23 protein-coding genes and 2 tRNA genes are annotated in these 20,615 nt (G+C 67.9%); 17 read left to right on the top strand and 8 right to left on the bottom strand.

The genetic code is table 11. The annotated features are described in order from the left end of the window. The first annotated feature begins 14 nt into the window (after positions 1–14). The 5 genes from moaA (at position 15) to CFB50_RS05650 (ending at position 3,976) form a co-directional block, all read left to right on the top strand. Positions 15–1,127, top strand: a complete 1,113-nt coding sequence (gene moaA, locus CFB50_RS05670) for a GTP 3',8-cyclase MoaA (protein WP_069247470.1) — start codon at positions 15–17, stop codon at positions 1,125–1,127. A 28-nt stretch (positions 1,128–1,155) separates the two neighbouring features. After that, complete coding sequence (mobA, locus tag CFB50_RS05665) at positions 1,156–1,773, top strand: molybdenum cofactor guanylyltransferase MobA (protein WP_089445197.1); 618 nt, start codon at positions 1,156–1,158, stop codon at positions 1,771–1,773. Positions 1,774–1,878: 105 nt separating this feature from the next. Then, entirely contained in the window at positions 1,879–3,177 is a 1,299-nt protein-coding gene (gene moeA, locus CFB50_RS05660) for a molybdopterin molybdotransferase MoeA (protein WP_089445196.1), read from the top strand. Positions 3,178–3,218: 41 nt separating this feature from the next. Beyond that, on the top strand, positions 3,219–3,494 hold the full coding sequence (locus tag CFB50_RS05655; protein WP_006401288.1) for a hypothetical protein: 276 nt from the start codon (positions 3,219–3,221) through the stop codon (positions 3,492–3,494). After that, the gene (locus tag CFB50_RS05650) at positions 3,491–3,976 is read left to right on the top strand and encodes a GNAT family N-acetyltransferase (RefSeq protein WP_089445195.1); all 486 of its coding nucleotides are present in this window, start codon (positions 3,491–3,493) and stop codon (positions 3,974–3,976) included. The genes CFB50_RS05655 and CFB50_RS05650 overlap by 4 nt, the downstream gene beginning before the upstream one ends. 90 nt (positions 3,977–4,066) lie before the next feature. Here the strand turns inward: CFB50_RS05650 and rmuC are convergent, their stop codons facing one another. From rmuC to pncB, 5 genes are all read right to left on the bottom strand, one after another. Then, positions 4,067–5,545: a DNA recombination protein RmuC gene (rmuC, locus tag CFB50_RS05645; RefSeq protein WP_089445194.1), complete on the bottom strand. Its 1,479-nt coding sequence runs from the start codon at positions 5,543–5,545 to the stop codon at positions 4,067–4,069. Continuing rightward, entirely contained in the window at positions 5,542–6,531 is a 990-nt protein-coding gene (locus CFB50_RS05640; RefSeq protein ID WP_069249244.1) for a 2-hydroxyacid dehydrogenase, read from the bottom strand. Before CFB50_RS05640 ends, rmuC begins: the two co-directional genes overlap by 4 nt. Positions 6,532–6,612: 81 nt before the next feature. Further along, positions 6,613–8,043: a sodium:proton antiporter gene (locus tag CFB50_RS05635; protein ID WP_089445193.1), complete on the bottom strand. Its 1,431-nt coding sequence runs from the start codon at positions 8,041–8,043 to the stop codon at positions 6,613–6,615. Positions 8,044–8,086: 43 nt separating this feature from the next. Then, positions 8,087–8,749, bottom strand: coding sequence for a LutC/YkgG family protein (locus CFB50_RS05630; RefSeq protein ID WP_089445192.1), 663 nt, complete (start codon positions 8,747–8,749; stop codon positions 8,087–8,089). A gap of 88 nt (positions 8,750–8,837) precedes the next feature. Further along, entirely contained in the window at positions 8,838–10,037 is a 1,200-nt protein-coding gene (gene pncB / locus CFB50_RS05625) for a nicotinate phosphoribosyltransferase (protein ID WP_089445191.1), read from the bottom strand. A gap of 322 nt (positions 10,038–10,359) precedes the next feature. Between pncB and fdxA the strand changes: the two genes are divergently transcribed. From fdxA to CFB50_RS05580, 8 genes are all read left to right on the top strand, one after another. Further along, entirely contained in the window at positions 10,360–10,683 is a 324-nt protein-coding gene (fdxA, locus tag CFB50_RS05615; protein WP_011351384.1) for a ferredoxin FdxA, read from the top strand. A gap of 103 nt (positions 10,684–10,786) precedes the next feature. Beyond that, positions 10,787–10,862 (top strand) — tRNA-Asn (locus CFB50_RS05610). 75 nt (positions 10,863–10,937) lie between these two features. Then, positions 10,938–11,013 (top strand) — tRNA-Asn (locus CFB50_RS05605). Positions 11,014–11,132: 119 nt separating this feature from the next. Continuing rightward, the gene (locus CFB50_RS05600; protein WP_089445190.1) at positions 11,133–11,618 is read left to right on the top strand and encodes a CreA family protein; all 486 of its coding nucleotides are present in this window, start codon (positions 11,133–11,135) and stop codon (positions 11,616–11,618) included. A gap of 62 nt (positions 11,619–11,680) precedes the next feature. After that, on the top strand, positions 11,681–12,580 hold the full coding sequence (locus CFB50_RS05595; protein WP_089445189.1) for an AraC family transcriptional regulator: 900 nt from the start codon (positions 11,681–11,683) through the stop codon (positions 12,578–12,580). Between the two features lie 103 nt (positions 12,581–12,683). Further along, positions 12,684–13,451, top strand: a complete 768-nt coding sequence (locus CFB50_RS05590; RefSeq protein WP_089445188.1) for an AzlC family ABC transporter permease — start codon at positions 12,684–12,686, stop codon at positions 13,449–13,451. Continuing rightward, the gene (locus CFB50_RS05585; protein WP_069247459.1) at positions 13,448–13,786 is read left to right on the top strand and encodes an AzlD domain-containing protein; all 339 of its coding nucleotides are present in this window, start codon (positions 13,448–13,450) and stop codon (positions 13,784–13,786) included. The genes CFB50_RS05590 and CFB50_RS05585 overlap by 4 nt, the downstream gene beginning before the upstream one ends. 160 nt (positions 13,787–13,946) lie before the next feature. Beyond that, positions 13,947–14,732, top strand: coding sequence for a DUF4088 family protein (locus tag CFB50_RS05580; protein WP_089445187.1), 786 nt, complete (start codon positions 13,947–13,949; stop codon positions 14,730–14,732). Between the two features lie 123 nt (positions 14,733–14,855). On the opposite strand, the gene CFB50_RS05575 is transcribed toward CFB50_RS05580, so the two are convergent. Beyond that, entirely contained in the window at positions 14,856–15,257 is a 402-nt protein-coding gene (locus tag CFB50_RS05575; protein ID WP_069247457.1) for a hypothetical protein, read from the bottom strand. Between the two features lie 270 nt (positions 15,258–15,527). Between CFB50_RS05575 and CFB50_RS05570 the strand changes: the two genes are divergently transcribed. The 3 genes from CFB50_RS05570 to fumC all read left to right on the top strand — a co-directional run bounded on the left by CFB50_RS05570 (position 15,528) and on the right by fumC (position 18,820). Further along, positions 15,528–15,746 carry an RNA-binding S4 domain-containing protein gene (locus CFB50_RS05570; protein ID WP_006486208.1) on the top strand — a complete coding sequence of 73 codons (219 nt, stop codon included), beginning with the start codon at positions 15,528–15,530 and terminating at the stop codon, positions 15,744–15,746. A 135-nt stretch (positions 15,747–15,881) separates the two neighbouring features. Beyond that, complete coding sequence (norM, locus tag CFB50_RS05565; protein WP_089445186.1) at positions 15,882–17,270, top strand: multidrug efflux MATE transporter NorM; 1,389 nt, start codon at positions 15,882–15,884, stop codon at positions 17,268–17,270. Positions 17,271–17,425: 155 nt separating this feature from the next. Next, the gene (gene fumC / locus CFB50_RS05560; RefSeq protein ID WP_047850516.1) at positions 17,426–18,820 is read left to right on the top strand and encodes a class II fumarate hydratase; all 1,395 of its coding nucleotides are present in this window, start codon (positions 17,426–17,428) and stop codon (positions 18,818–18,820) included. 52 nt (positions 18,821–18,872) lie between these two features. Here the strand turns inward: fumC and CFB50_RS05555 are convergent, their stop codons facing one another. Continuing rightward, on the bottom strand, positions 18,873–19,385 hold the full coding sequence (locus CFB50_RS05555) for an acyl-CoA thioesterase (RefSeq protein WP_039370920.1): 513 nt from the start codon (positions 19,383–19,385) through the stop codon (positions 18,873–18,875). Between the two features lie 130 nt (positions 19,386–19,515). Further along, a complete protein-coding gene (locus tag CFB50_RS39420) occupies positions 19,516–19,656 on the bottom strand; it encodes a hypothetical protein (protein WP_164991999.1) in 141 nt (46 codons plus the stop codon). A 199-nt stretch (positions 19,657–19,855) separates the two neighbouring features. On the opposite strand from CFB50_RS39420, the gene CFB50_RS05550 reads away from it, so the two are divergent. Further along, positions 19,856–20,563, top strand: coding sequence for an ArsR/SmtB family transcription factor (locus CFB50_RS05550; RefSeq protein ID WP_046545220.1), 708 nt, complete (start codon positions 19,856–19,858; stop codon positions 20,561–20,563). Positions 20,564–20,615: the final 52 nt, after the last annotated feature.

Genomic DNA, 20,615 nt, shown 5'->3' with positions numbered 1-20,615 from the left:
GCACTTCTTTCAACATGTCCCGACGCATCATTCCCCTCGCCGACGTCAGCGGGATGCCGGACGTCTCCGGCGTCGCGCACGCCCCGGACGGCACGCTGGCCGACACGTTCGCCAGGCCGCTGCGCGACCTGCGCATTTCGGTGACGGATCGCTGCAACTTCCGCTGCGTGTACTGCATGCCGCGCGCCGTCTTCGACAAGGACTACCCGTTCCTGCCGCACAGCGCGCTGCTCACGCACGAGGAAATCGAACGCGTAGCGCGACTCTTTGTCGCACATGGCGTCGAGAAAATCCGCATCACGGGCGGCGAGCCGCTGCTGCGCAAAAATCTCGAATTCCTGATCGAGCGCCTCGCCCGCCTGACTACGCATGACGGCCGCCCGCTCGACCTGACGCTCACGACCAACGGTTCACTGCTCGCACGCAAGGCGCGCGCGCTGAAGGACGCCGGGCTCACGCGCGTGACGGTCAGCCTCGACGCGCTCGACGATACGTTGTTCAAGCGCATGAACGATGCCGAGTTCGCGAGCGCCGACGTGCTCGACGGCATCTTCGCGGCCCAGGCCGTGGGCCTCGCGCCGGTCAAGGTCAACATGGTCGTGAAGCGCGGCACCAACGACAGCGAAATCCTGCCGATGGCCGAGCGTTTCCGCGGTACCGGCGTGATCCTGCGCTTCATCGAATACATGGACGTCGGTACATCGAACGGCTGGAACATGACCGAGGTGCTGCCATCGGCCGACGTCATCGCACGGATCGCCGAGCACTTCCCGCTCGTGCCGCTCGATCCGCACACGGCGGCAGAAACCGCGCAGCGCTGGGGCTATGCGGACGGCGGCGGCGAGATCGGCGTGATTTCGAGCGTCACGCAGGCCTTCTGCGGCGACTGCACGCGCGCGCGGCTGTCGACCGAAGGCAAGCTGTACCTGTGCCTGTTCGCGTCGACCGGCCACGACCTGCGCGCACTCGTGCGCGGCGGTGCGAGCGACGCCGAGATCGCGACCGCGATCGCCCGCATCTGGCAGGCCCGCACCGACCGTTATTCGCAGCTGCGCGGCAGCGCGTCGGCCGACGCCGCGCCCGACGGCGCCGGCAAGCGGGTCGAGATGTCGTATATCGGCGGCTGACGCACGCTGCCCTTCCCGCGCTCCTACCATGCCCGCTTCCGCCTCTCCCTCGATCGCCGGCCTGCTGCTCGCAGGCGGGCGTGCCACACGCATGGACGGCGTCGACAAGGGCCTGCAGTTGCTCGACGACACGCCGCTCGCGTTGCACGTGCTGCGCCGGCTCTCGCCGCAGGTCGACGAGACGCTGATCAGCGCGAATCGCCATGCCGATCGCTATGCCGAACTCGGTGCGCCATTCGACGCGCGCATCGTCGCGGACGAAACCCCCGATTTCCCCGGCCCGCTCGCGGGCCTGCTCGCCGGCATGCGGGCGGCACGCGCGCCGCTCGTGGCGTGCTCGCCATGCGATACGCCCTATCTGCCGGCCGACCTCGTCGCACGGCTGCAGGCGGCGCTCGACGCGCAGCAGGCCGACATCGCCATGGCGGTGACCGTCGACGCACAACACGTGCGCTCGCCGCAGCCGACGTTCGCGCTGCTGCGCACGTCGCTGGCCGACGATCTCGCCGCCCGGCTCGCCGCCGGCGACCGCAAGGTGCGTGCGTGGTACGCACGCCACAAGACGGTCGAAGTCGAGTTTCACGACGAGCGTGCGTTTTACAATGCCAACTCCTGGCAGGAACTCGCCGCACTGGCCCGCCGCTGACGGCACCCGTGCGGTTCCCGCCCGCCGCACGCGAAACCCGCGCCCAGGCACCCTCCTCGCGCCACCGGCCACGAACCCGATACGCCTTGCGGCGCAGTCCGACTGATGATCACGCAATCCTCGCCCGCCCCCCGATCCGCACCCGATTCCGATGCCCCGCTGTCGCTCGCCGAAGCGCAGGCGCTCGCGTGCCGCTTCGCGATGCCGGTCGACGCGTGTGACACGGTGACGCTGCGCGATGCGCTCGACCGCGTGCTCGCGTCCGACGTGAACGCCCCGTTCGACATTCCCGCGTACGACAACTCGGCGATGGATGGCTATGCGTTCGACGGGCGCACCGGCTCGCACGCATCGCAGCAAGCGGAGATCGCGCTGACGGTCGCCGGCTCCGCGCTCGCGGGCCATCCGTTCGACGGCGCCGTGGCGGCCGGATCATGCGTGCGCATCATGACGGGCGCGCCGATGCCGGCCGGCTGCGACACGGTGATTCCGCAGGAACGCGTGCGCGTCGACGGCGACACGATCCACTTCGCCGCGCACGACTTCGCGCGCGGCGCGAACTGCCGCAAGGCCGGCGAGGATCTCGCGCGCGGCGCGTGCGCGCTTGCCGCAGGCCGCATCCTGCGGCCGTCCGATCTCGGCCTGCTCGCGTCGTTCGGTGTTACCGAGGTTTCGGTGCGCCGGCGCGTGCGCGTCGCCGTGTTCTCCACCGGCGACGAACTGCGCGAGCCCGGCGAGCCGCTCGGCCCCGGCGCACTGTACGACAGCAACCGCGGGATGCTGATCGCGATGCTCGAAAGGCTGCATGTCGACGCAGTCGATCTCGGGATCGTCCGTGACGACCCGGCCGCGCTCGAAGCCGCATTGCGCGGCGCGGTCGCCGCGCAAGCCGACGCGGTGATCACGTCGGGCGGCGTATCGGTCGGCGAAGCCGACTTCACGCGCGACGTCATGGCACGGCTCGGCGACGTAACGTTCGCCAGCCTCGCGCTGCGTCCCGGCCGGCCGCTCGCGTGCGGCACGCTCGCGCGCGCGGCCAAAGGCGCCGGTCACGCACTGTTCTTCGGGCTGCCCGGCAACCCGGTCGCGTCTGCCGTGACGTTCTACGCGATCGTGCGCCCCGCACTGCTGACGCTGGCCGGCGCGCAGGCCCAGCCGCCGGCGATGCATACGGCACTCAGCACGCAAGCGCTGAAGAAGCGCCCGGGCCGCACCGACTACCTGCGCGGCATCGCGACGCGCGCCGCCGACGGCCGCTGGCACGTCGCACCGGCCGGCTCGCAGAGTTCCGCGTCGCTGAGCGGCCTCTCGGCCGCCAACTGTTTCATCGTCCTGGGCCACGATACCGCGGCAGTCGACGCGGGCACCCCGGTCGACATCCTGCCGCTCGACGGCCTGATCTGAATTCCACACTATCGGTATATTTCTACGGGGGCAATCCGCACATGAAGAAACAAATTTCATCGATCGCCGCGGGGCAGACCGCAAAAGCGCTGATCCTCGTCTACCTGACGTTCAGCGTGCCGATCGTGCTGCTCGGCATTCTCGTCGCGTACGTCCGCTACGGGATGGTCGAACTGAGCACGATCCTGAGCGCGCTGCTGCTGAACGCCATCCTCGGCTTCGTGCTGCTCTGGATCGCATGCCACGCGTACAACTGGGTCGCATCGCGCTTCGGCGGCATCGAGATCGTGCTGTCCGACCCGCCGGAAGAAGCGTGAGCGGCACACCGCTGATCCGCGCGGCCCAAGCACGCGACGTCGGCGCGATTCTTGCGCTGATGCGCGAGCTGGCCGAGTTCGAGAAGCTCACGCACCTGTTCGTCGCGACCGAGGCCGATCTCGCCGACGCGCTGTTCGGCGAGCAGCCTGCCGCCGAGGCAAGGGTGGCCGAGCACGACGGCGCGATCGTCGCGTATGCGCTGTTCTTCCACAATTATTCGACGTTCCTCGGCCGTCGCGGCCTCTATCTCGAGGACTTGTACGTGCAGCCGTCGCAGCGCGGCACGGGTCTCGGCACCGCGATGCTGCGTCACCTCGCAGCCTTGGCCGTCGAGCGCCGTTGCGGGCGCTTCGAATGGTCGGTCCTCGACTGGAACCAGCCGGCGATCGATTTCTACGAAAAGATGGGCGCAACCGTGCTGCCCGACTGGCGCATCGTTCGCGTCACGGGCGACGCACTGGACACGCTCGCCGGGCATTGACCGCGAGCCGGCCACGCCGGCCATCGCGTCAAAAGAAAACGGGCGCCGCGGCGCCCGTTTTTGCTTTCCGGCCGATGTCGGCCATGTGCGTCATACGTCGTCCGAATCGGCACCGTCGGCCCCTTCCGCACCGAGCAGCCCTGCCGCCGTATCGCCCGGCAGCGCCTCGACCTGCTTCAGCTTGCGGTTCATCACGCGCGTGCGCTGCTCGGCGGCCTCGATCGAGCGCGTGACCGTTTCGAGCTGCGACTTCGTGCGCGCGAGCACGTCGCCGAACTTGCCGAACTCCGTCTTCACCGCCCCGAGCACCTGCCACACCTCGCTCGACCGTTGCTCGATCGCGAGCGTGCGGAAACCCATCTGCAGGCTGTTCAACAGTGCGGTGAGCGTCGTCGGGCCGGCGACCGTCACGCGATAGTCGCGCTGCAGCAGGTCGGTCAGCCCCGGGCGACGCAGGATCTCCGCATAGAGCCCTTCGGTCGGCAGGAACAGCAGCGCGAAATCGGTCGTGTGCGGCGGCGCGACGTACTTCTCGGCGATCGTGCGCGCCTCCAGCCGCACGCGTGCTTCGAGCGCGCGGGCCGCGTCCTCGACCGCCACCGCATCGGCACGCTCCTGCGCGTCGATCAGCCGCTCGTAGTCTTCACGCGGGAATTTCGCATCGATCGGCAGCCACACGGGCGGCGCGTCGCGCGTGCCGGCTTCGCGCCCCGGCAGCCGGATCGCAAACTCGACGCGCTCGCTGCTCTTCGGCACCGTCGCGACGTTCTTCGCGTACTGCTCGGGCGTCAGTATCTGTTCGAGCAGCGCCTCGAGCTGCACTTCGCCCCAGGTGCCACGCGTCTTCACGTTGGTCAGCACCTTCTTCAGGTCGCCAACACCCGCCGCGAGCGTCTGCATCTCGCCGAGCCCGCGATGCACCTGTTCGAGCCGGTCCGACACGAGCTTGAACGATTCGCCGAGCCGCTGCTCGAGCGTCGCATGCAGCTTCTCGTCGACGGTGCGGCGCATCTCCTCGAGCTTCGCCGCGTTGTTCGTCTCGATTTCCTTCAGCCGCTGTTCGAGCGTCGCGCGCACCTCGCCGATCCGGCGGTCGTTCGCTTCGGTCAGTTGCGTGAGCTGCCGGTTCAACGTGTCGCCGAACAGCCTGAGCGCGCCCGTCTGCTCCTCGCGCGCCTGCTGCGCCTGGCGCTGCACGCTTTCGCGCATCGCGTCAAACTGCTGCGCATTGCCGGCGACGAGCTTGCCGAGCTGCTGTGCAAAACCCTCGATCTGGTTGTTCTGCACAGTGGCCACGCTTGTCAGTTGCGCGGCGAGCGTCTGCTGGAGCTGCGCGAAGCTGCCGGCCAGCTCGGTGCGCGAACCGCGCGCGTTCTCGACGATCTCGCCGCGCAATTCGCGTTCGAGCCGCTCGACCGCGCGCGCCTGCGCATGCGCGGCGTCCTCGATCTGGTCGCCCAGTATCGCCGCATCGTCGTGGCGGCCACCGCCACGCACGAGCGCGACGATCGCCACCGCAAGCGCGACGGCCAGCACGACGACCGCCGCAAGCAACAACGTCATCGTCATGCGCGCGGCTTCCCGATCACGTCAGGGTTGATCGGATTCGGCGGCTGCCCCGCGCGCGGCCCCTCGCCCAGCGCGGCGATCAGGTTGTCGGCGGCGAGGTTCGCCATCGCGCGGCGCGTCTTTTCGGTCGCGCTCGCGATATGCGGCGTCAGCACGACGTTCGGCACCTCGAGCAGCGCCGGATGGACCGTCGGCTCGCCTTCGTACACGTCGAGGCCGGCCGCGGCGATCGTCCCGTTGCGCAGCGCGACGGCCAGCGCCGCGTCGTCGACGATCCCGCCGCGCGCGATGTTGGTCAGCGTCGCGGTGGGCTTCATCTTCGCGAGCTCGGCCGCGCCGATCGTGTGATGGTTCTCCTTCGTGTACGGCAGCACGAGCACGACGTGATCGGCGCGGGCGAGCAGCGCGTCCTTCGACACGTATTCGGCATTCAGCTCGGCCTCGATCTCGGGCGCGACCCGCGACCGGTTGTGATAGATCACCTGCATCCCGAAGCCGCGCGCGCGGCGCGCGAGCGCCTGGCCGATGCGCCCCATCCCGATGACGCCGAGCGTCGAGCCGTAGATGTCGTTGCCGAGGAAACCGTCGTACGCCCACTTCTGCCAATGGCCGGCGCGCAGCCAGTGCTCGGACTCGGCGATCCGGCGGGCCGCGGCCATCATCAGCGCCCAGCCGAAATCGGCGGTCGACTCGTTCAGCACGTCGGGCGTGTTGGTGCCGAGCACGTTCGCCGCGTTAAACGCGGCCATGTCGAAATTGTTGTAGCCGACCGCCATGTTCGCCACGACGCGCAGGCGCGGCGCTGCCGCGAGCTCGGCCGCGCCGACCGGATCGCCGGCCGTCAGCGCGCCGTCCTTGTCGGCCAGACGCGCGGCAAGCGCGTCGGGAGCGAGTGCGTCGCCGTTGTTCCAGTCGACGTCGAAATATTGCTTGAGCCGCTCGATCACGTCCGGAAAGATCGGACGCGCGACCAGGATCTTCTGCATCGCCATCTCCGCATGCCGCGGGCGGATCGCAGCGCGCCGTGCGCCACTGGAACCACCCGCTCTAGGTTGAAAATCGTCAGCTTACGCCGTGAAGAAGATCCACGACGTGAGCAGGAATACCGGTATCAGCACGACCAGCGCCCAGCCGAGATACGCGAAGAAGCTCGGCATCTTCACGCCGCGCGATTCGGCGATCGCCTTCACCATGAAGTTCGGCGCGTTGCCGATATAGCTGTTCGCGCCCATGAACACCGCGCCCGCGGAGATCGCGGCGAGCGTCGACGCGCCGGTCGTCATCAGCGACTGCGCATCGCCGCCCGCGAGGTTGAAGAACACGAGATAGGTCGGCGCATTGTCGAGGAACGACGACAGGATGCCGGTCGCCCAGAAGTACATCGCGTCGATCGGCTTGCCGTCCGGCCCCGTGACGAGATGGACGATCTGCGCGAATGCGCCGTCGGCGCCGGCACGCAGGATCACGATCACCGGCGCGATCGTCACGAAGATCCCCGCGAACAGCTTCGCGACTTCCTCGATCGGTGCCCAGTTGAACGCGTTGCCCTCGCGCGCGGAACGCGGCGTCAGCGCAAGCGACGCGAGCGTCACGCCCACGAGCGCGACGTCACGCACGAGATTCTGCAACGCGACGTGCGTGCCCCATACGTCGAACGCGATGCCCGGCTTCCAGATGCCGCTCATCAGCACCAGGCCGATCACGGCCGCGAGCAGCACGAAATTGATCTTGCCGTCGATCGACAGCCGCTCGCTGTCGGGCGTCGGGTCGAGCACGGCCGGCCGCTCCTCGCCGCCCTTCCGGTAGGAGTACGTATCGAGCGCGAAGAACAGCGTCAGCAGCACAACGCAGATGAACAGCATCGGCAGCGCGAGATGGGTGGTCGTCCAGAAGAAGCTCACGCCATTCAGGAAACCGAGAAACAGCGGCGGATCGCCGAGCGGCGACAGCGAGCCGCCCGCGTTCGCGACGAGGAAGATGAAGAAGATCACGACGTGCACAACATGCTTGCGGTTGTCGTTGGCGCGCAGCAGCGGCCGGATCAGCAGCATCGCGGCGCCCGTCGTGCCCATCACGCTCGCGAGCAGCGTGCCGAGCGCGAGGATCGCGGTGTTCAGCTTCGGCGTGCCGTGCAGGTTGCCGTTCACGCAGATACCGCCCGCGACCGTATAAAGCGCGGTGAGCAGCACGATGAACGGAATGTATTCCTCGAGCAGCGCATGCACGAGCGTGCCGAACGCGGTGCCGGCGCCGAATGCGAACGCGAACGGGATCAGGAACACGACCGCCCACCCGGCCGCGATCTTGCCGAAGTGGTGATGCCAGAACACGGGGGCGACGAGCGGGAACAGCGCGATGGACAGCAGGATCCCGGCGAACGGGATGCCCCAGAGAGCGGACAGCGTGGCACCGTCGAGCGTTGCGGCCGATGCAAGCGCGGGGACGGCGCCAAGCGCGATCCCCGACGCCATGCCCGCCCAGGCGGCATGTCGTTTCATGCAGAACTTCCTTGTTCGAGTGGTAGTGGATGCAGCAGGCGCGTCATGCGCCCCGTACGACGATCACGTGTACGCGGTACGGACCGTGCGCGCCCAGTACGATGGTCTGCTCGATATCGCCCGTGCGCGACGGGCCCGATACGAAGTTGACCGCGCGCGGCAATTCGCCGCGCTCAGAGCGGATCAGCGCAAAGGCGTCTTCATGACCGGCGACGATCCGCGACGCGGGAACGATCGCGATGTGCGTTTCCGGCAGCAGGCCGGCCGACGCATAGGTGTCGGGGCCGGACAGCAGCACCAGCGAGCCCGTTTCGGCAGTCGCGCAAAAGCAGCCGGTGAGGCCAACCAGATCGCCGTCGCGCGGCTTGCGGCATTCGACCGACAGGCCCGCACCCGCCCAGTCGAAATCGGCCAGCGTGCGCCACGCGATAGCCTGCGTCGGCAAGCCGTGAGCGGAAAGGTAACGAGCCGCGGCGGCCGGTACGTCGGCAAGCGTCGCGACTTCGTCGATCGTCGTCGACAGGCGTACCGCTTCGTCGACGAATGCAGCGACGAGATCGGCCGGCGCCGGCGGACGCGGGCCCTCCGGATGACGGGCGAGATAGTCGGAAACACCGTCGCGCTCGGCCGCATCGGGTTCGGCCGCACGCCCCTGCGCCGCGCGAATGCGCGCGAGGATCTGGCGACGGGCAGCGGAAGTGTCCATGAACGGTCCTCGTGACGTTGGCGGGCGATACCGTCGGATTATACCGGCCGCCCCCGCCGCCACGCAGCTTTGGCCGTTCGGCCGGCGCTTACTTCGACGCGTCTTCCTCGACCGGCTGCGCGATGCCAAACACCTGGCGCAGGTACGCGAGATACGCCTTGTCGTCGCACATGCTCTTGCCCGGCGAATCCGACAGCTTCGCGACCGGCTGGCCGTTGCAGCGGACCATCTTGATCACGATCTGCAGCGGCACGTAGCCGAGATCGTTGGTGAGGTTCGTGCCGACGCCGAACGCAAGCTTGCAGCGGCCACGGAACCGTTCGTACAACTGCATGACCCTCGGGATGTCGAGTGCGTCCGAGAACACGAGCACCTTGGTCCGCGGGTCGCAACGGTTCGTCTCGTAATGGCGCAGCATCCGCTCGCCCCATTCGAACGGATCGCCCGAATCGTGACGCGCGCCGTCGAACAGCTTGCAGAAATACATGTCGAAGTCGTTCAGGAATGCATCCATCCCGTAGACGTCCGACAGCGCGATCCCGAGGTCGCCGCGGTATTCCTTCGCCCACATCTCGAAGCCGTAGATCTGCGAATCGCGCAGCCGCGGGCCGAGCGCCTGGCAGGCCTGCAGGTACTCGTGCGCCATCGTGCCGAGCGGCGTGATGCCGTGCTTCATCGCATACAGCACGTTGCTGGTGCCCGCGAACTGCGGGCCGAGGCCGTCGCGCAGCGTAAGCGCGACCTCCTCGTGCCAGACCTTCGAGAAGCGCCGGCGCGTGCCGTAGTCGGCGATCTTGCAGTCGGCGAATTCGGGCTTCGCGCCGAGCAGCTTGATCTTCTCGCGCAGCCGCTCGCGGCCTTCGCGATAGTCGGGCTCGCGCTGGGTATTGCGGAAATACACTTCGTTGACGATCGCGAGCACCGGGATCTCGAACAGGATCGTGTGCAGCCACGGCCCCTCGATTACGACGTCGATCTCGCCATTGCCCTTCGGCGACGGCGTGATCGAGATGTACTTCTCGTTCAGGTGGAACAGCGCGAGGAAGTCGACGAAGTCGCTCTTGATGAAGCGCATCCGCCGCAGGTAGTCGAGTTCGACGTCGGAAAAGCGCAGCGAGCACAGGCCGCGCACCTCGTCGCGAATCTCGTCGATGTACGGCACGAGATCGACGCCCGGCGTGCGGCACCGGAAACGGTATTCGACGCTTGCAGCGGGGAAGTGATGCAGGACGACCTGCATCATCGTGAACTTGTAGAGATCCGTGTCGAGCAGCGAAGTGATGATCATGATGACGGCAGCGCCAATATCGTGACCGGCGCCGGCGCACCGCGCGCCGCCCGGTCTGTGGGTCATGTTACCCGAATGCGGGCCGGACCATCGTGAAACCGCCTGCCGCCCCGCTCCGGACGCACCGCCCGTTCCGGCGTACGCGCGACACGCACTGCCGCTGGCGCGCCCCTTCAGCGCCCCCTGCGAGGCCCCCATAAACTAATCACGAAACGATATAAGCCGGATAGCCGACCACGCCATGCGGGTTTTGCGCTTCAGTTACAATGCCGGTTTTGGCGCAACCGCCACCCCATATATACCGCCAAGCAGGAGCGTTTTAATGACTCACGTTGTGACCGAAGGCTGCATCAAGTGCAAATACACGGACTGCGTGGATGTGTGCCCGGTGGATTGCTTCCGTGAAGGTCCCAACTTTCTCGCCATCGATCCGGACGAGTGCATCGACTGCGCCGTGTGCGTCGCCGAGTGCCCGACCAATGCGATCTATGCCGAAGAAGACGTTCCGGGCGACCAGCAGCAGTTCACCGCGCTGAACGCCGAGCTGGCGAAGGACTGGCCGTCGATCACGAAGACCAAGCCGGCACCGGCCGACGCGGACGAGTGGAAGGACGTGCAGGACAAGCTGCACCTGCTCGAGCGCTGATCGCGCAGCGGCCGCAGAAATTTTTTTGTGCGCCGCGGCTCAAAAGTGTTGACGACCTGATCAACGCTCCATATAATCTCGTTTCTCTGCTGTTGTTGTTTGTTCCCCGATAGCTCAGTCGGTAGAGCGCCGGACTGTTAATCCGTAGGTCCCTGGTTCGAGCCCAGGTCGGGGAGCCAAAAGCGCAAAGGCCCGTTGAAAGTGGACGGGCTTTTTGCTGGTAGACAAACAAGCATGCAGATGTACCGATTTATTCCCCGATAGCTCAGTCGGTAGAGCGCCGGACTGTTAATCCGTAGGTCCCTGGTTCGAGCCCAGGTCGGGGAGCCAAATAGCAAAAGGCCCGTCATTCGACGGGCCTTTTGTTTTTCCGGTCCACCATTCCGCTTTCATCGCCCGGTCGCGCGCATGCTAGAGTCTCTGTCCCGCATTCGCATCCGGTTCCGTCGATGAAGCACCGCCTCCTCCGCTCAGCCCTCTTCGCCCTCCTGCTTTCCGCATTCGCCGCGGCACCGCTCGCGCACGCGGAGGAAGTCGGCAGCGTCAACACCCATTTCCGCGTCACGGGCTCCGATCGCGTGGTCGTCGAGGCGTATGACGATCCGATCGTGAACGGCGTGACCTGCTACGTGTCGCGCGCCCGCACCGGCGGAATCAAGGGCACGCTCGGCGTCGCCGAGGATCCGAGCGAAGCGTCGATCGCATGCCGGCAGGTCGGCCCGATCAGCTTCAAGGAGCCGCTCAAGCAGCAGACCGACGTGTTCAGCGAGCGCATGTCGTTCATCTTCAAGACCCTGCACGTCGTGCGCGTGGTCGACGTCAAGCGCAACACGATCGTCTACCTGACCTACAGCGACCGCATCGTCAGCGGCAGCCCGAAGAACGCCGTCACTGCGGTACCGATGCCGGCCGGCACGACGATTCCGGTCAAGTAAAGCCCGCGCCTGCCGGGCGCGCGAGCGATACACTGTCGATTCGACCGCTTCCGCGCCCGATCATGTCCGCCACCCGCCTTCCCGACTCCGCACGCTACTGGCGCACGCCGCTGCTGCCGGACGCGGATCTCCTCACGGCCACCTATCGCGATCACACCTTCGCACCCCACTGGCACGACGCGTACACGATCCCCGTGATTCTCGAAGGTGCGGAACGCTACACGTATCGCGGCAGCGGCTATGTCGCCGAAACCGGCTCCGTGCCCGTCATCAATCCCGGCGAGGTGCATACGGGGTCACGCGCGGCCGATGAAGGCTGGTGCTATCGCGTCAGCTACATGCCGGTCGAATTCATTCGCGAACTCACCTGTTCGATCGCCGGCCGCCCCCAGGATGCCCCGTGGTTTGCGCCCGACGTGATTCGCGACGCCGATCTTGCGGCCCGGCTCACGCTGGCGCACCGGATGATGGAGGCCGGCAGCGAGCGCGCATTGCCCTTGCAGACGCACCGGCAGCCGGCTCATGATCCGGCGAGCGGCGCACCGCGCATCTACGATCCGCTCGCCGCCGAAACGGCGATGCTCGACGCGTTGTCGACGCTGATCGTGCGCCATGCCGACGCACTGCCGCGACCGGCGCCGCTCGCAGCGGACGAACCGCGCGTCGACGCGATGCGCGAGCGTCTCGCTGCCGACCTCGTGTGCACGGTGACGCTCGACGAAGTCGCGCAGGCGGCCGGCCTGTCACCGTTCCACGCGGCGCGCCTGTTCACCCGCACGACCGGCATGCCGCCGCATGCGTGGCGCAACCAGTTGCGCTTGCAGCGCGCGCTCGCGCCGCTGCGCGCGGGCGTGCCCGTCGCCGACGTCGCGGCAGCCAGCGGCTTCGTCGACCAAAGCCACTTCACACGGCATTTCAAACGCATGTTCGGCGTGCCGCCCGGGCGCTGGCAGGCGAGCTGACGCGCAGCGTCCGACCCGCCATCGCGATACCGCCGGCATCGCCCATCCGGCGAGCGCAAGAACATACAAGCCGGCACACCCCCTGCCCGCTATCCTCCAGCTCATGGAGGAGCATCCTTTGAATCCGATACCCGCATCGCCTGCCCGCCGTCCATTGAACGAATGGCTCGACGGTGCGCGCGACACGATCCCGATGATGATCGGCGCCGCCCCGTTCGGCGTGATTTTCGGCACGCTCGTGGGCGGCGGCCCGCTCGCCGCATGGCATGGCGCGCTGATGTCGCTCGCCGTGTTCGCGGGCTCCGCGCAGTTCATCGCGCTCGGCCTGATCGCGGGCAGCGCGAGCTTCGTCGTCGTGCTCGCGACCACGCTGATCGTGAACCTGCGTCACCTGCTGTACAGCGCGACGCTCGCGCCCTATGTCGCACACCTGCCGCTGCGCTGGCGTGCGACGCTCGGCGCACTGATGACCGACGAGGTGTTCGCGGTCGCCTATGCGCACTACCGGCATTTTCCGCCGGGCGCGATCGGCCCCCACTACTTCTTCGGCTCGGGGCTCGCGATGTACCTGAACTGGCAGGTCTGGACGCTCGCGGGCATCGGCTTCGGCGCGGCATTCCCGGGCCTGCAGTCGCTTGGCCTCGATTTCGCGATGGCGGCGACCTTCATCGCGATCGTCGTCCCGCAACTCGGCACGCTGCGCTATTTCGCGGCAGCCGTGACGGCCGGCACGCTCGCGTACTTCTGGCAGGGCTGGCCGTACAAGCTCGGGCTGCTCGGCGCGGTCGCGGCCGGCGTCGCGATCGGTGTCGCGCTCACGTTGCTGCACGAACGCACGCGCGCCGGCTCGCGCACGGAGACCGCATCGTGAGCTACGCGCTGCTGATTCTCGGGATGGCCGTCATCACGTACGCGATCCGCTCGACGCTGTTCCTGTTCGGCGAACGGCTGACCTTCCCGCCGCTCGTGCGGACCGCGCTCGGCTTCGTGCCCGTCACCGTGCTGACCGCGATCATCGTGCCGATGGCCGTCTCGCCGCACGGCGGCGCGGCCGAGCTGACCTGGCGCAATCCACAGCTCGTCGGCGCGCTCGCCGCCGTGCTCGTGTCGGCCGCCACCCGCCGCCCGCTCGTGACGATCGCGGCAGGGCTCGCGGTGTTCTTTTTCTGGCAAGGGGTCGTGCTGCCCCACTGGCTGCCCGCCTGAGCAAACGCTCGGTCACGCGCGCTCAAGTTTCCGCCCGGCACGCCGATAAAGGGAATGAATACCCGCCACCGGCCTCGGCGCGCACGGTCAGTCGACGCTGCGCCCGTCCCGGTGCGCCGTGCCGGCCGCCGGCTTGCACGGGCCGCCATCGAGACGATTCATGGGCCAGATCACCCTTTCCCTCAAGGACGACACGCTCGAGTCCCTGCGCAAGGACTACGACGCGTTCGTCCGCGTGTCGCTGAAACTCGACCCGCAGTTCGCGACGCCGTCGTTCGAGGATTTCCTGCGCGCCAAGCTGCTCGACAACATGGTGCCGCTGACCGAACACGCGGTGCAGCGGATGCTGCAGGGCGGCCAGTACGCGTGGGCAAAACGCACGCTCGACAAGGAATTTCCGGACGTCGTCGCGATCCTGATGCGACAGGCCGGCGAATTCGGCTTCGGCTTCGCGTCGCGCTCCGAATGGACCCCCGACGAACTCGCGAAGGCTTGCCGCGACTGGGCGAAAGCGATCGTCGCCGAAGCGCAGGGCGACCCGTCGCTGATCGATCCGCTCGCCTCGCAGATCAAGGGGGCGGCGCAAGACATCCAGACGCTCGAGGAACTGATGCAGACGCCTGCGTGGCGGCTCGCGGAATCGCTGCGACAACGGGTCTACGAGGCCAAGCTCGCGTGCGAGATGAGCGTCGGCAGCACCGCGCGCGACAAGCTCGGCGAACTACGCGGGCTGCTGCGGCTCGGGCTCGCGCACGGCTCGTTCCAGAAGCAGGAAGCGCAGCAGATCATGGAGTACCTGCGGCTGCTGAAGCCGGAGATCTTCGTCGAGGAACCGTACGACGTCTTCGCCCGGCTCGCCGCGTGGCTGCGCAGCGTATTCACCCCGACGGCCGCACGGCCGGCGCAGGGTCAGCAGGGCCAGGGGCAAAGCCAACGGCGGCCGTAACGGCGCGCCCGATCGCATCGACAGATGAAAGCGGCCCGGTTCGCGCCACGCGAACCGGGCCGTCGGATGGCCACCGTCGCGACGCGCCGTCGAGGACGAGCGTCGCGCGGCGCCGGCCACCGCTTACTGCGTGGCGCCCTGGGCCGATGCACCGCCTTCCGCGCCGACCGACGCACCGCCTTCGGTCGCTTCGCCAGCCTTCGCCTTGGCCGAACCGACATGGCTCTTGGCCGACTTCGCGGCATGCTTCGTGTGCTTCTTGGCCGAGTGGACGGCCGACGACGCCGACTCCTTCGCGCCATCGGCTGCCGCGCCGACTGCATCGGTTGCGCCGCCTGCCGCATTGCCCGACGCGTTCGCGCCCGCGCCGCCCTGCATGCCGGCACCGGCACCTGCCGCCGGCGTCTGCGCCTGTACGCCGGCACCGGCTGCGCCCTGCACCGCCGTGCCCGTCTGGGCAAATGCGGCCGAAGTGGCGAACGCCGTCAACGCGGCACCGATCAGCATCGTACGAATCTTGGACATGGCAATTCTCCTCAGGAAGTTGTGAGCCCGAACCGCAGCGATGCGGTCCGTTGCGTCCCCCGCCGCAACACGCAGCAGGTACGACAGAAGACCCGCGGCCCGCGCGGCCGGTTCTCGAATCTCTCAGACTGTTACCCACCGTTTCATTTGCTGACGAATGGCTCACACTCCCTAACAACTGCGGGCGGCGGCCGACCGCGCTCGCGCGCCGGCCCGCGGTGCCGTATGATGCGAGGCGATTCCTCCCGCGCTTTGCGCACCTTCTTCGTCATGCCCAATCTGGATTTCACGCTGACCGGCGAATACGTCGAGCTGCACAACCTTCTCAAGATCACCGGCCTCGCGGACAGCGGCGGCACCGCGAAGCTGATCGTCGCGTCCGGCGCGGTGAAAGTCGACGGCGCGGTCGAGCTGCGCAAGACCTGCAAGATCCGCGCGGGCCAGGTCGTCCTGCTCGGCGACACGCGCATTGCCGTGCGCGAAGCCTAGGGCCGACGGTTCCCCCTGCCTGCGACATGGCCATCGGCGCGCGCGTTCGACACCGTTCGAATAAAGCCGTAAGCTAACCGTCTCTCAAAATAAATACATATAGCGCGGGCCCGCACCCGCGCGAGCGCCCATTCCATGTCGCATTCCGGTCTTACGCGGACGGCCGCCGCGCCGCCGTCCCTGTCCAGTCATGCCGCCGATACCGCGCGCCTCGCCGCGCCGCTCGCGATCGCGCAGCTCTCGCAGATGGCGATGAGCGTCACCGACACGGTGCTGCTCGGCTCGCTCGGCCCCGATTCGCTCGCGGCGGGCGGGCTCGGCGCGAACTTCTTCTTCGTCATCGTGACGGTGCTGCAAGGCGTGCTGTCGTCGGTCAGCGTCAGCGTCGCGCATGCGCGCGGCGCGAAGGCCGATGAGCGCGTCCCGCACATCTACTGGACCGGCTTCGCGCTGTCCGTGCTGCTCGCGATTCCGGCCATCATCGCGCTGTCGCTGTCCGAACCGATCCTGCTGATGTTCCACGAGCCGCCGCTGCTCGCGCATCACGTCGGCGAATACACCGGTATCCTGCGCTTCGCCGCGCTCGGCAGCCTGATCGGCGTCGGGCTGATGCGTGCATTCCTGCCGGCGATCGGCGCGGCGCGCCGGCTGCTGTGGGTATCGATCGGCGGTGTCGGCGTCAACGGGGTGCTGAACTACGGGCTGATCCACGGCGCGTTCGGGCTGCCGCGCCTCGGCTTCCTCGGTTCGGCCGTCGCAACGACGATCACGATCTGGCTCACCGCATTCGCCCTGATCTGGCTGCTCCACGGCCGGCAACGCTTCCGCCATTTCGTCACGGCCGCACGCCCGAAGCTGCCGATGATGGGCGAACTGATCGGCATCGGCTGGCCCGTGGCGATCACATACGGAGTCGAGTCGACGCTGTTCCTCGCCACCGGCCTGACGGTCGGCGTGCTCGGCGCGACGTCGCTGGCCGCCCACCAGATCGCGCTGAACGTCGCGTCGGTGGCGTTCATGGTGCCGCTCGCGATCGGCCAGGCCGCCAACGTGCGGGTCGGTTACTGGGTCGGCGCAGGGGCGCCCGTCGCCGCGCGGCATGCCGGCTTCGTCGCACTCGGCCTCGGTGTCGCGTTCATGACGCTGTCGGGCATCGTGCTGATCGTCGCGCCCCATGCGATCGTCGGCCTGTACCTGAACCTCGACGATCCGGCCAACGCGGCCACCGTGTCGCTCGCCGCGTCGCTGCTCGGCATCGCCGCGGTGTTCCAGATCGTCGACGGCGCGCAGACCGTCGGGTCGGGTGCGCTGCGCGGCCTGAAGGACACGCGCATCCCGATGCTCGCGGCGACCCTCGGCTACTGGGGCATCGGCTTTCCGACCGGCTACTGGTTCGCGTTCCACGTGGGCCTCGGCGCCCGCGGCCTCTGGTGGGGCCTCGCGGCCGGCCTCGCCAGCGTGGCCGTGCTGATGGCGTGGCGCTTTCATCTGAAAAGCGCGTCGCTCGTGACGTCGTCGCACTGAGCGCGACAAGACGCGAAATCCGGGCCGGCGCTATGCTAGTCGGCTGAACACCTCGAGACGCCGCGCAAGCGGCGCGACTGCCTCACGATACGTCTGATTACGTCTGATGCCGCGCGACCACGCGCGGCCTTTCCCCTTTTCTGGAGGAGTGGATCATGAACGAAGCAGTTCGGATGGAACGCGATACGTTCGGCGAGATCGCCGTGCCGGCCGACCGGCTCTGGGGCGCGCAGACCGAGCGCTCGCTGCAGAATTTCCGGATCTCGACCGAGAAGCAGTCGCCCGAGCTGATCCACGCGCTCGCGATCGTCAAGCGCGCGGCGGCGGCCGTGAACCAGTCGCTCGGCGTGCTGGCCGACGACAAGGCGCGCGCGATCATCGACGCGGCCGACGAGATCATCGCCGGCAAGCATCCGCGCGAATTCCCGCTCGCCGTGTGGCAGACGGGCTCCGGCACGCAGACCAACATGAACCTCAACGAGGTGATCGCGAATCGCGCGAGCGAACTGATGGGCGGCGAGCGCGGCGAAGCGCGCAAGGTTCATCCGAACGACGACGTGAACCGCGGCCAGTCGTCGAACGACGTCTTCCCCACCGCGATGCACGTCGCGGCCGCGTACGCGATCGTCAACCACCTGCTGCCGGCGCTGCGCACGCTGCGCACGACGCTCGATGCGAAGTCGAAGGCGTTCGCCGACATCGTGAAGATCGGCCGCACGCACTTGCAGGACGCAACGCCGCTCACGCTCGGCCAGGAGTTTTCCGGCTACGTTGCGCAGCTCGACCAGGGCATCCGTCACGTCGAATCGGCGCTGCCGCACCTGTACGAACTCGCGCTCGGCGGCACCGCGGTCGGCACGGGGCTGAACGCGCATCCGGAGTTCGCGGTGCGCGTCGCCGATGAAATCGGCCGGCTCGCGAAGCTGCCGTTCGTGACGGCGCCGAGCAAGTTCGAGGTGATGGCGGCGGCCGACGCGCTGGTGTTCGCACACGGCGCGCTGAAGACGGTCGCGGCCGGCCTGATGAAGATCGCGAACGACGTCCGCTGGCTCGCGAGCGGGCCGCGCTGCGGGCTCGGCGAACTGTCGATTCCGGAAAACGAGCCGGGCAGTTCGATCATGCCGGGCAAGGTGAACCCGACGCAGTCCGAAGCCGTGACGATGCTGTGCTGCCAGGTGTTCGGCAACGATGTCGCGGTCAACGTGGGCGGTGCGAGCGGCAATTTCGAGCTGAACGTGTTTCGGCCGATGATCGCGCACAACGTGCTGCAGTCGGTGCGGCTGCTCGCCGACGGCGCGCAGAGCTTCAACGACCACTGCGCGGTGGGCATCGAGCCGAACCGCTCGCGGATCGACCTGCTGCTGAACGAATCGCTGATGCTCGTGACGGCGCTCAATCCGCACATCGGCTACGACAAGTCGGCGCAGATCGCGAAAAAGGCGCACAAGGAAGGCACGACGCTGAAGGCGGCCGCGCTCGCGCTCGGCTACCTGACCGAGGCGGAATTCGATGCGTGGGTACGTCCCGAGCAGATGATCGGGTCGCAGTAACGGCAAGAAGAAGCAGGACGACGGGCGCGGCGCGATGCGGCGCCCGCAGCGGTCAGACCGCGCCCTTCGCGACCTCTTCCGGTTTCATCTCGACGATCTTGTCGAGCGCGGCCCGCACGTCGGCCGCATATTTCGCGAGCACCTTCTGCTCGTCGGTCTCGGGCACGAACGGCGGCACCGGCACCGGGTTGCCGTTCTCGTCGACCGCGACGAACACGACGAGGCAATCGGTCGTCTGACGCAGCATGCCGCCCTTCGGATCGCCGGCATGCACGGACACATGGATGTGCATGCTGGTGCGGCCCGTCGCGACGACGCGCGCCTTCAGCTCGACCAGATTGCCGACCATGATCGGACGCTGGAAACGGATGTTGCCGACGCTGACCGTCACGCAATAGCGGCTCGACCAGACGGCCGCGCACGCATACGCGACCTCGTCGATCCACTTCATCAGCGCGCCGCCATGCACCTTGCCGCCGAAGTTCACGGACGACGGCTCGGCGAGGAAGCGGAATACGGTTTCGGTGCGGTCGAGGGCGGCCGGTACGGGGGACGGTTGGGACATCTTGTTGGCTCCAGGCGGCAGGGGCGCTGTAATCGGGCCATTATACGTTGCGCTGCGGCAACGCGTCGCGGGGCGCCCCGTGTGGCGCGGCTGCCGGGGATTGGCCCGGCGCGCGCACAGCCGGCACCGGTCAGCGGCGCACCGTGATGCCCTGATCGATCGTTCCGTACATCTCGATGCTGCCGCCACGCTCGCCGGACGCGCCCGCACCGCCCTGCGCACAGGCCGCGCAGACGAGCGCGGCCGCCAGCAAACAGAAAATCGTCTTCATCGTTGCATCGTGTCACGTGCGGCCGCCCGCTGCAGCCGCTTTCGGCCATCATTCTACGCGCGCCCTGCAAGCGGCCGCAGCCCGGTTCCGCCGCGTCGACGACGCCCGCGCCCGTGCATCCGACATTTCAGTCAAAAGCGAAACATCGAATGCGCGCGCCCACTACACTGAAGATCATCCCGCCTGACGAGACACGACGATGACCGACCAAGACGACCACCACTTTCCGGGCCTGAGCCGCATCGGCTCGCTGATCGCCGACCCGGGGCGCGCCGCGATGCTGTGGGTGCTGATGGACGGCAGCGCAAGACCGGCAGGCGAGCTGACGATGATCGCGGGGCTGTCACCGTCCGCTGCAAGCGCCCACCTCGCGCGCTTGACCGAGGGCGGCCTGCTCGCGCTCGACGTGCGCGGCCGGCACCGCTACTACCGGATCGCATCGGCCGACATCGCGGCGTCGCTCGAGGCGCTCGCGAACGTCGCGCGTGCAGCCGCGCCGCATCGCCCGGTTCCGGCGCCGTCCCGCACGGTCCCGGCCGAATTGCGCTATGCGCGCACCTGCTACGACCACATGGCCGGCGAACTCGCGGTGCGTATCTTCGACGGGCTCACCGCGCGCGGCTGGCTGCTTGCCGACGGCGATGCGATCGAAACCACCGAACTCGGCACCCAGGCGCTCGCGCAATGGGGCATCGACGTCGCGCAGCAACGCACGCGCCGGCGCCGCTTCGCATGCGGCTGCCTCGACTGGAGCGAACGGCGCTCGCATCTCGGCGGCGCACTCGGTGCGGCGCTGCTCGAGAGCTTCTGCGCGCACGGCTGGATCGAGCGCGCCGCACGGCCGCGTGTGCTGCGCGTCACGGTGCCCGGACAGCAGGTTTTCGACGGGTGGCTTACGTCCGCTTGACGCCTGGATTGCGTCTGCACGACAACGGCGCGCGATCGACAGGTTTTGTTAC

It is taken from the genome of Burkholderia sp. AU33423, from assembly GCF_002223135.1.
Taxonomy (GTDB): domain Bacteria; phylum Pseudomonadota; class Gammaproteobacteria; order Burkholderiales; family Burkholderiaceae; genus Burkholderia; species Burkholderia lata_D.
The sequence above is the reverse complement of the archived record's forward strand: the minus strand, read 5'-3'. Positions and strand labels throughout refer to the sequence as shown.

Coding starts and splice junctions, on each gene's coding strand:
- CFB50_RS05590 (WP_089445188.1), top strand. CDS start 12,684: ATGGAGGAGCATCCTTTGAATCCGATACCCGCATCGCCTGCCCGCCGT.
- CFB50_RS05550 (WP_046545220.1), top strand. CDS start 19,856: ATGACCGACCAAGACGACCACCACTTTCCGGGCCTGAGCCGCATCGGC.
- CFB50_RS05655 (WP_006401288.1), top strand. CDS start 3,219: ATGAAGAAACAAATTTCATCGATCGCCGCGGGGCAGACCGCAAAAGCG.
- CFB50_RS05570 (WP_006486208.1), top strand. CDS start 15,528: ATGCCCAATCTGGATTTCACGCTGACCGGCGAATACGTCGAGCTGCAC.
- CFB50_RS05580 (WP_089445187.1), top strand. CDS start 13,947: ATGGGCCAGATCACCCTTTCCCTCAAGGACGACACGCTCGAGTCCCTG.
- CFB50_RS05575 (WP_069247457.1), bottom strand. CDS start 15,257: ATGTCCAAGATTCGTACGATGCTGATCGGTGCCGCGTTGACGGCGTTC.
- norM (WP_089445186.1), top strand. CDS start 15,882: ATGTCGCATTCCGGTCTTACGCGGACGGCCGCCGCGCCGCCGTCCCTG.
- fumC (WP_047850516.1), top strand. CDS start 17,426: ATGAACGAAGCAGTTCGGATGGAACGCGATACGTTCGGCGAGATCGCC.
- rmuC (WP_089445194.1), bottom strand. CDS start 5,545: ATGACGATGACGTTGTTGCTTGCGGCGGTCGTCGTGCTGGCCGTCGCG.
- moeA (WP_089445196.1), top strand. CDS start 1,879: ATGATCACGCAATCCTCGCCCGCCCCCCGATCCGCACCCGATTCCGAT.
- CFB50_RS05595 (WP_089445189.1), top strand. CDS start 11,681: ATGTCCGCCACCCGCCTTCCCGACTCCGCACGCTACTGGCGCACGCCG.
- CFB50_RS05635 (WP_089445193.1), bottom strand. CDS start 8,043: ATGAAACGACATGCCGCCTGGGCGGGCATGGCGTCGGGGATCGCGCTT.
- moaA (WP_069247470.1), top strand. CDS start 15: ATGTCCCGACGCATCATTCCCCTCGCCGACGTCAGCGGGATGCCGGAC.
- CFB50_RS39420 (WP_164991999.1), bottom strand. CDS start 19,656: ATGAAGACGATTTTCTGTTTGCTGGCGGCCGCGCTCGTCTGCGCGGCC.
- CFB50_RS05555 (WP_039370920.1), bottom strand. CDS start 19,385: ATGTCCCAACCGTCCCCCGTACCGGCCGCCCTCGACCGCACCGAAACC.
- fdxA (WP_011351384.1), top strand. CDS start 10,360: ATGACTCACGTTGTGACCGAAGGCTGCATCAAGTGCAAATACACGGAC.
- CFB50_RS05600 (WP_089445190.1), top strand. CDS start 11,133: ATGAAGCACCGCCTCCTCCGCTCAGCCCTCTTCGCCCTCCTGCTTTCC.
- mobA (WP_089445197.1), top strand. CDS start 1,156: ATGCCCGCTTCCGCCTCTCCCTCGATCGCCGGCCTGCTGCTCGCAGGC.
- CFB50_RS05640 (WP_069249244.1), bottom strand. CDS start 6,531: ATGCAGAAGATCCTGGTCGCGCGTCCGATCTTTCCGGACGTGATCGAG.
- pncB (WP_089445191.1), bottom strand. CDS start 10,037: ATGATCATCACTTCGCTGCTCGACACGGATCTCTACAAGTTCACGATG.
- CFB50_RS05630 (WP_089445192.1), bottom strand. CDS start 8,749: ATGGACACTTCCGCTGCCCGTCGCCAGATCCTCGCGCGCATTCGCGCG.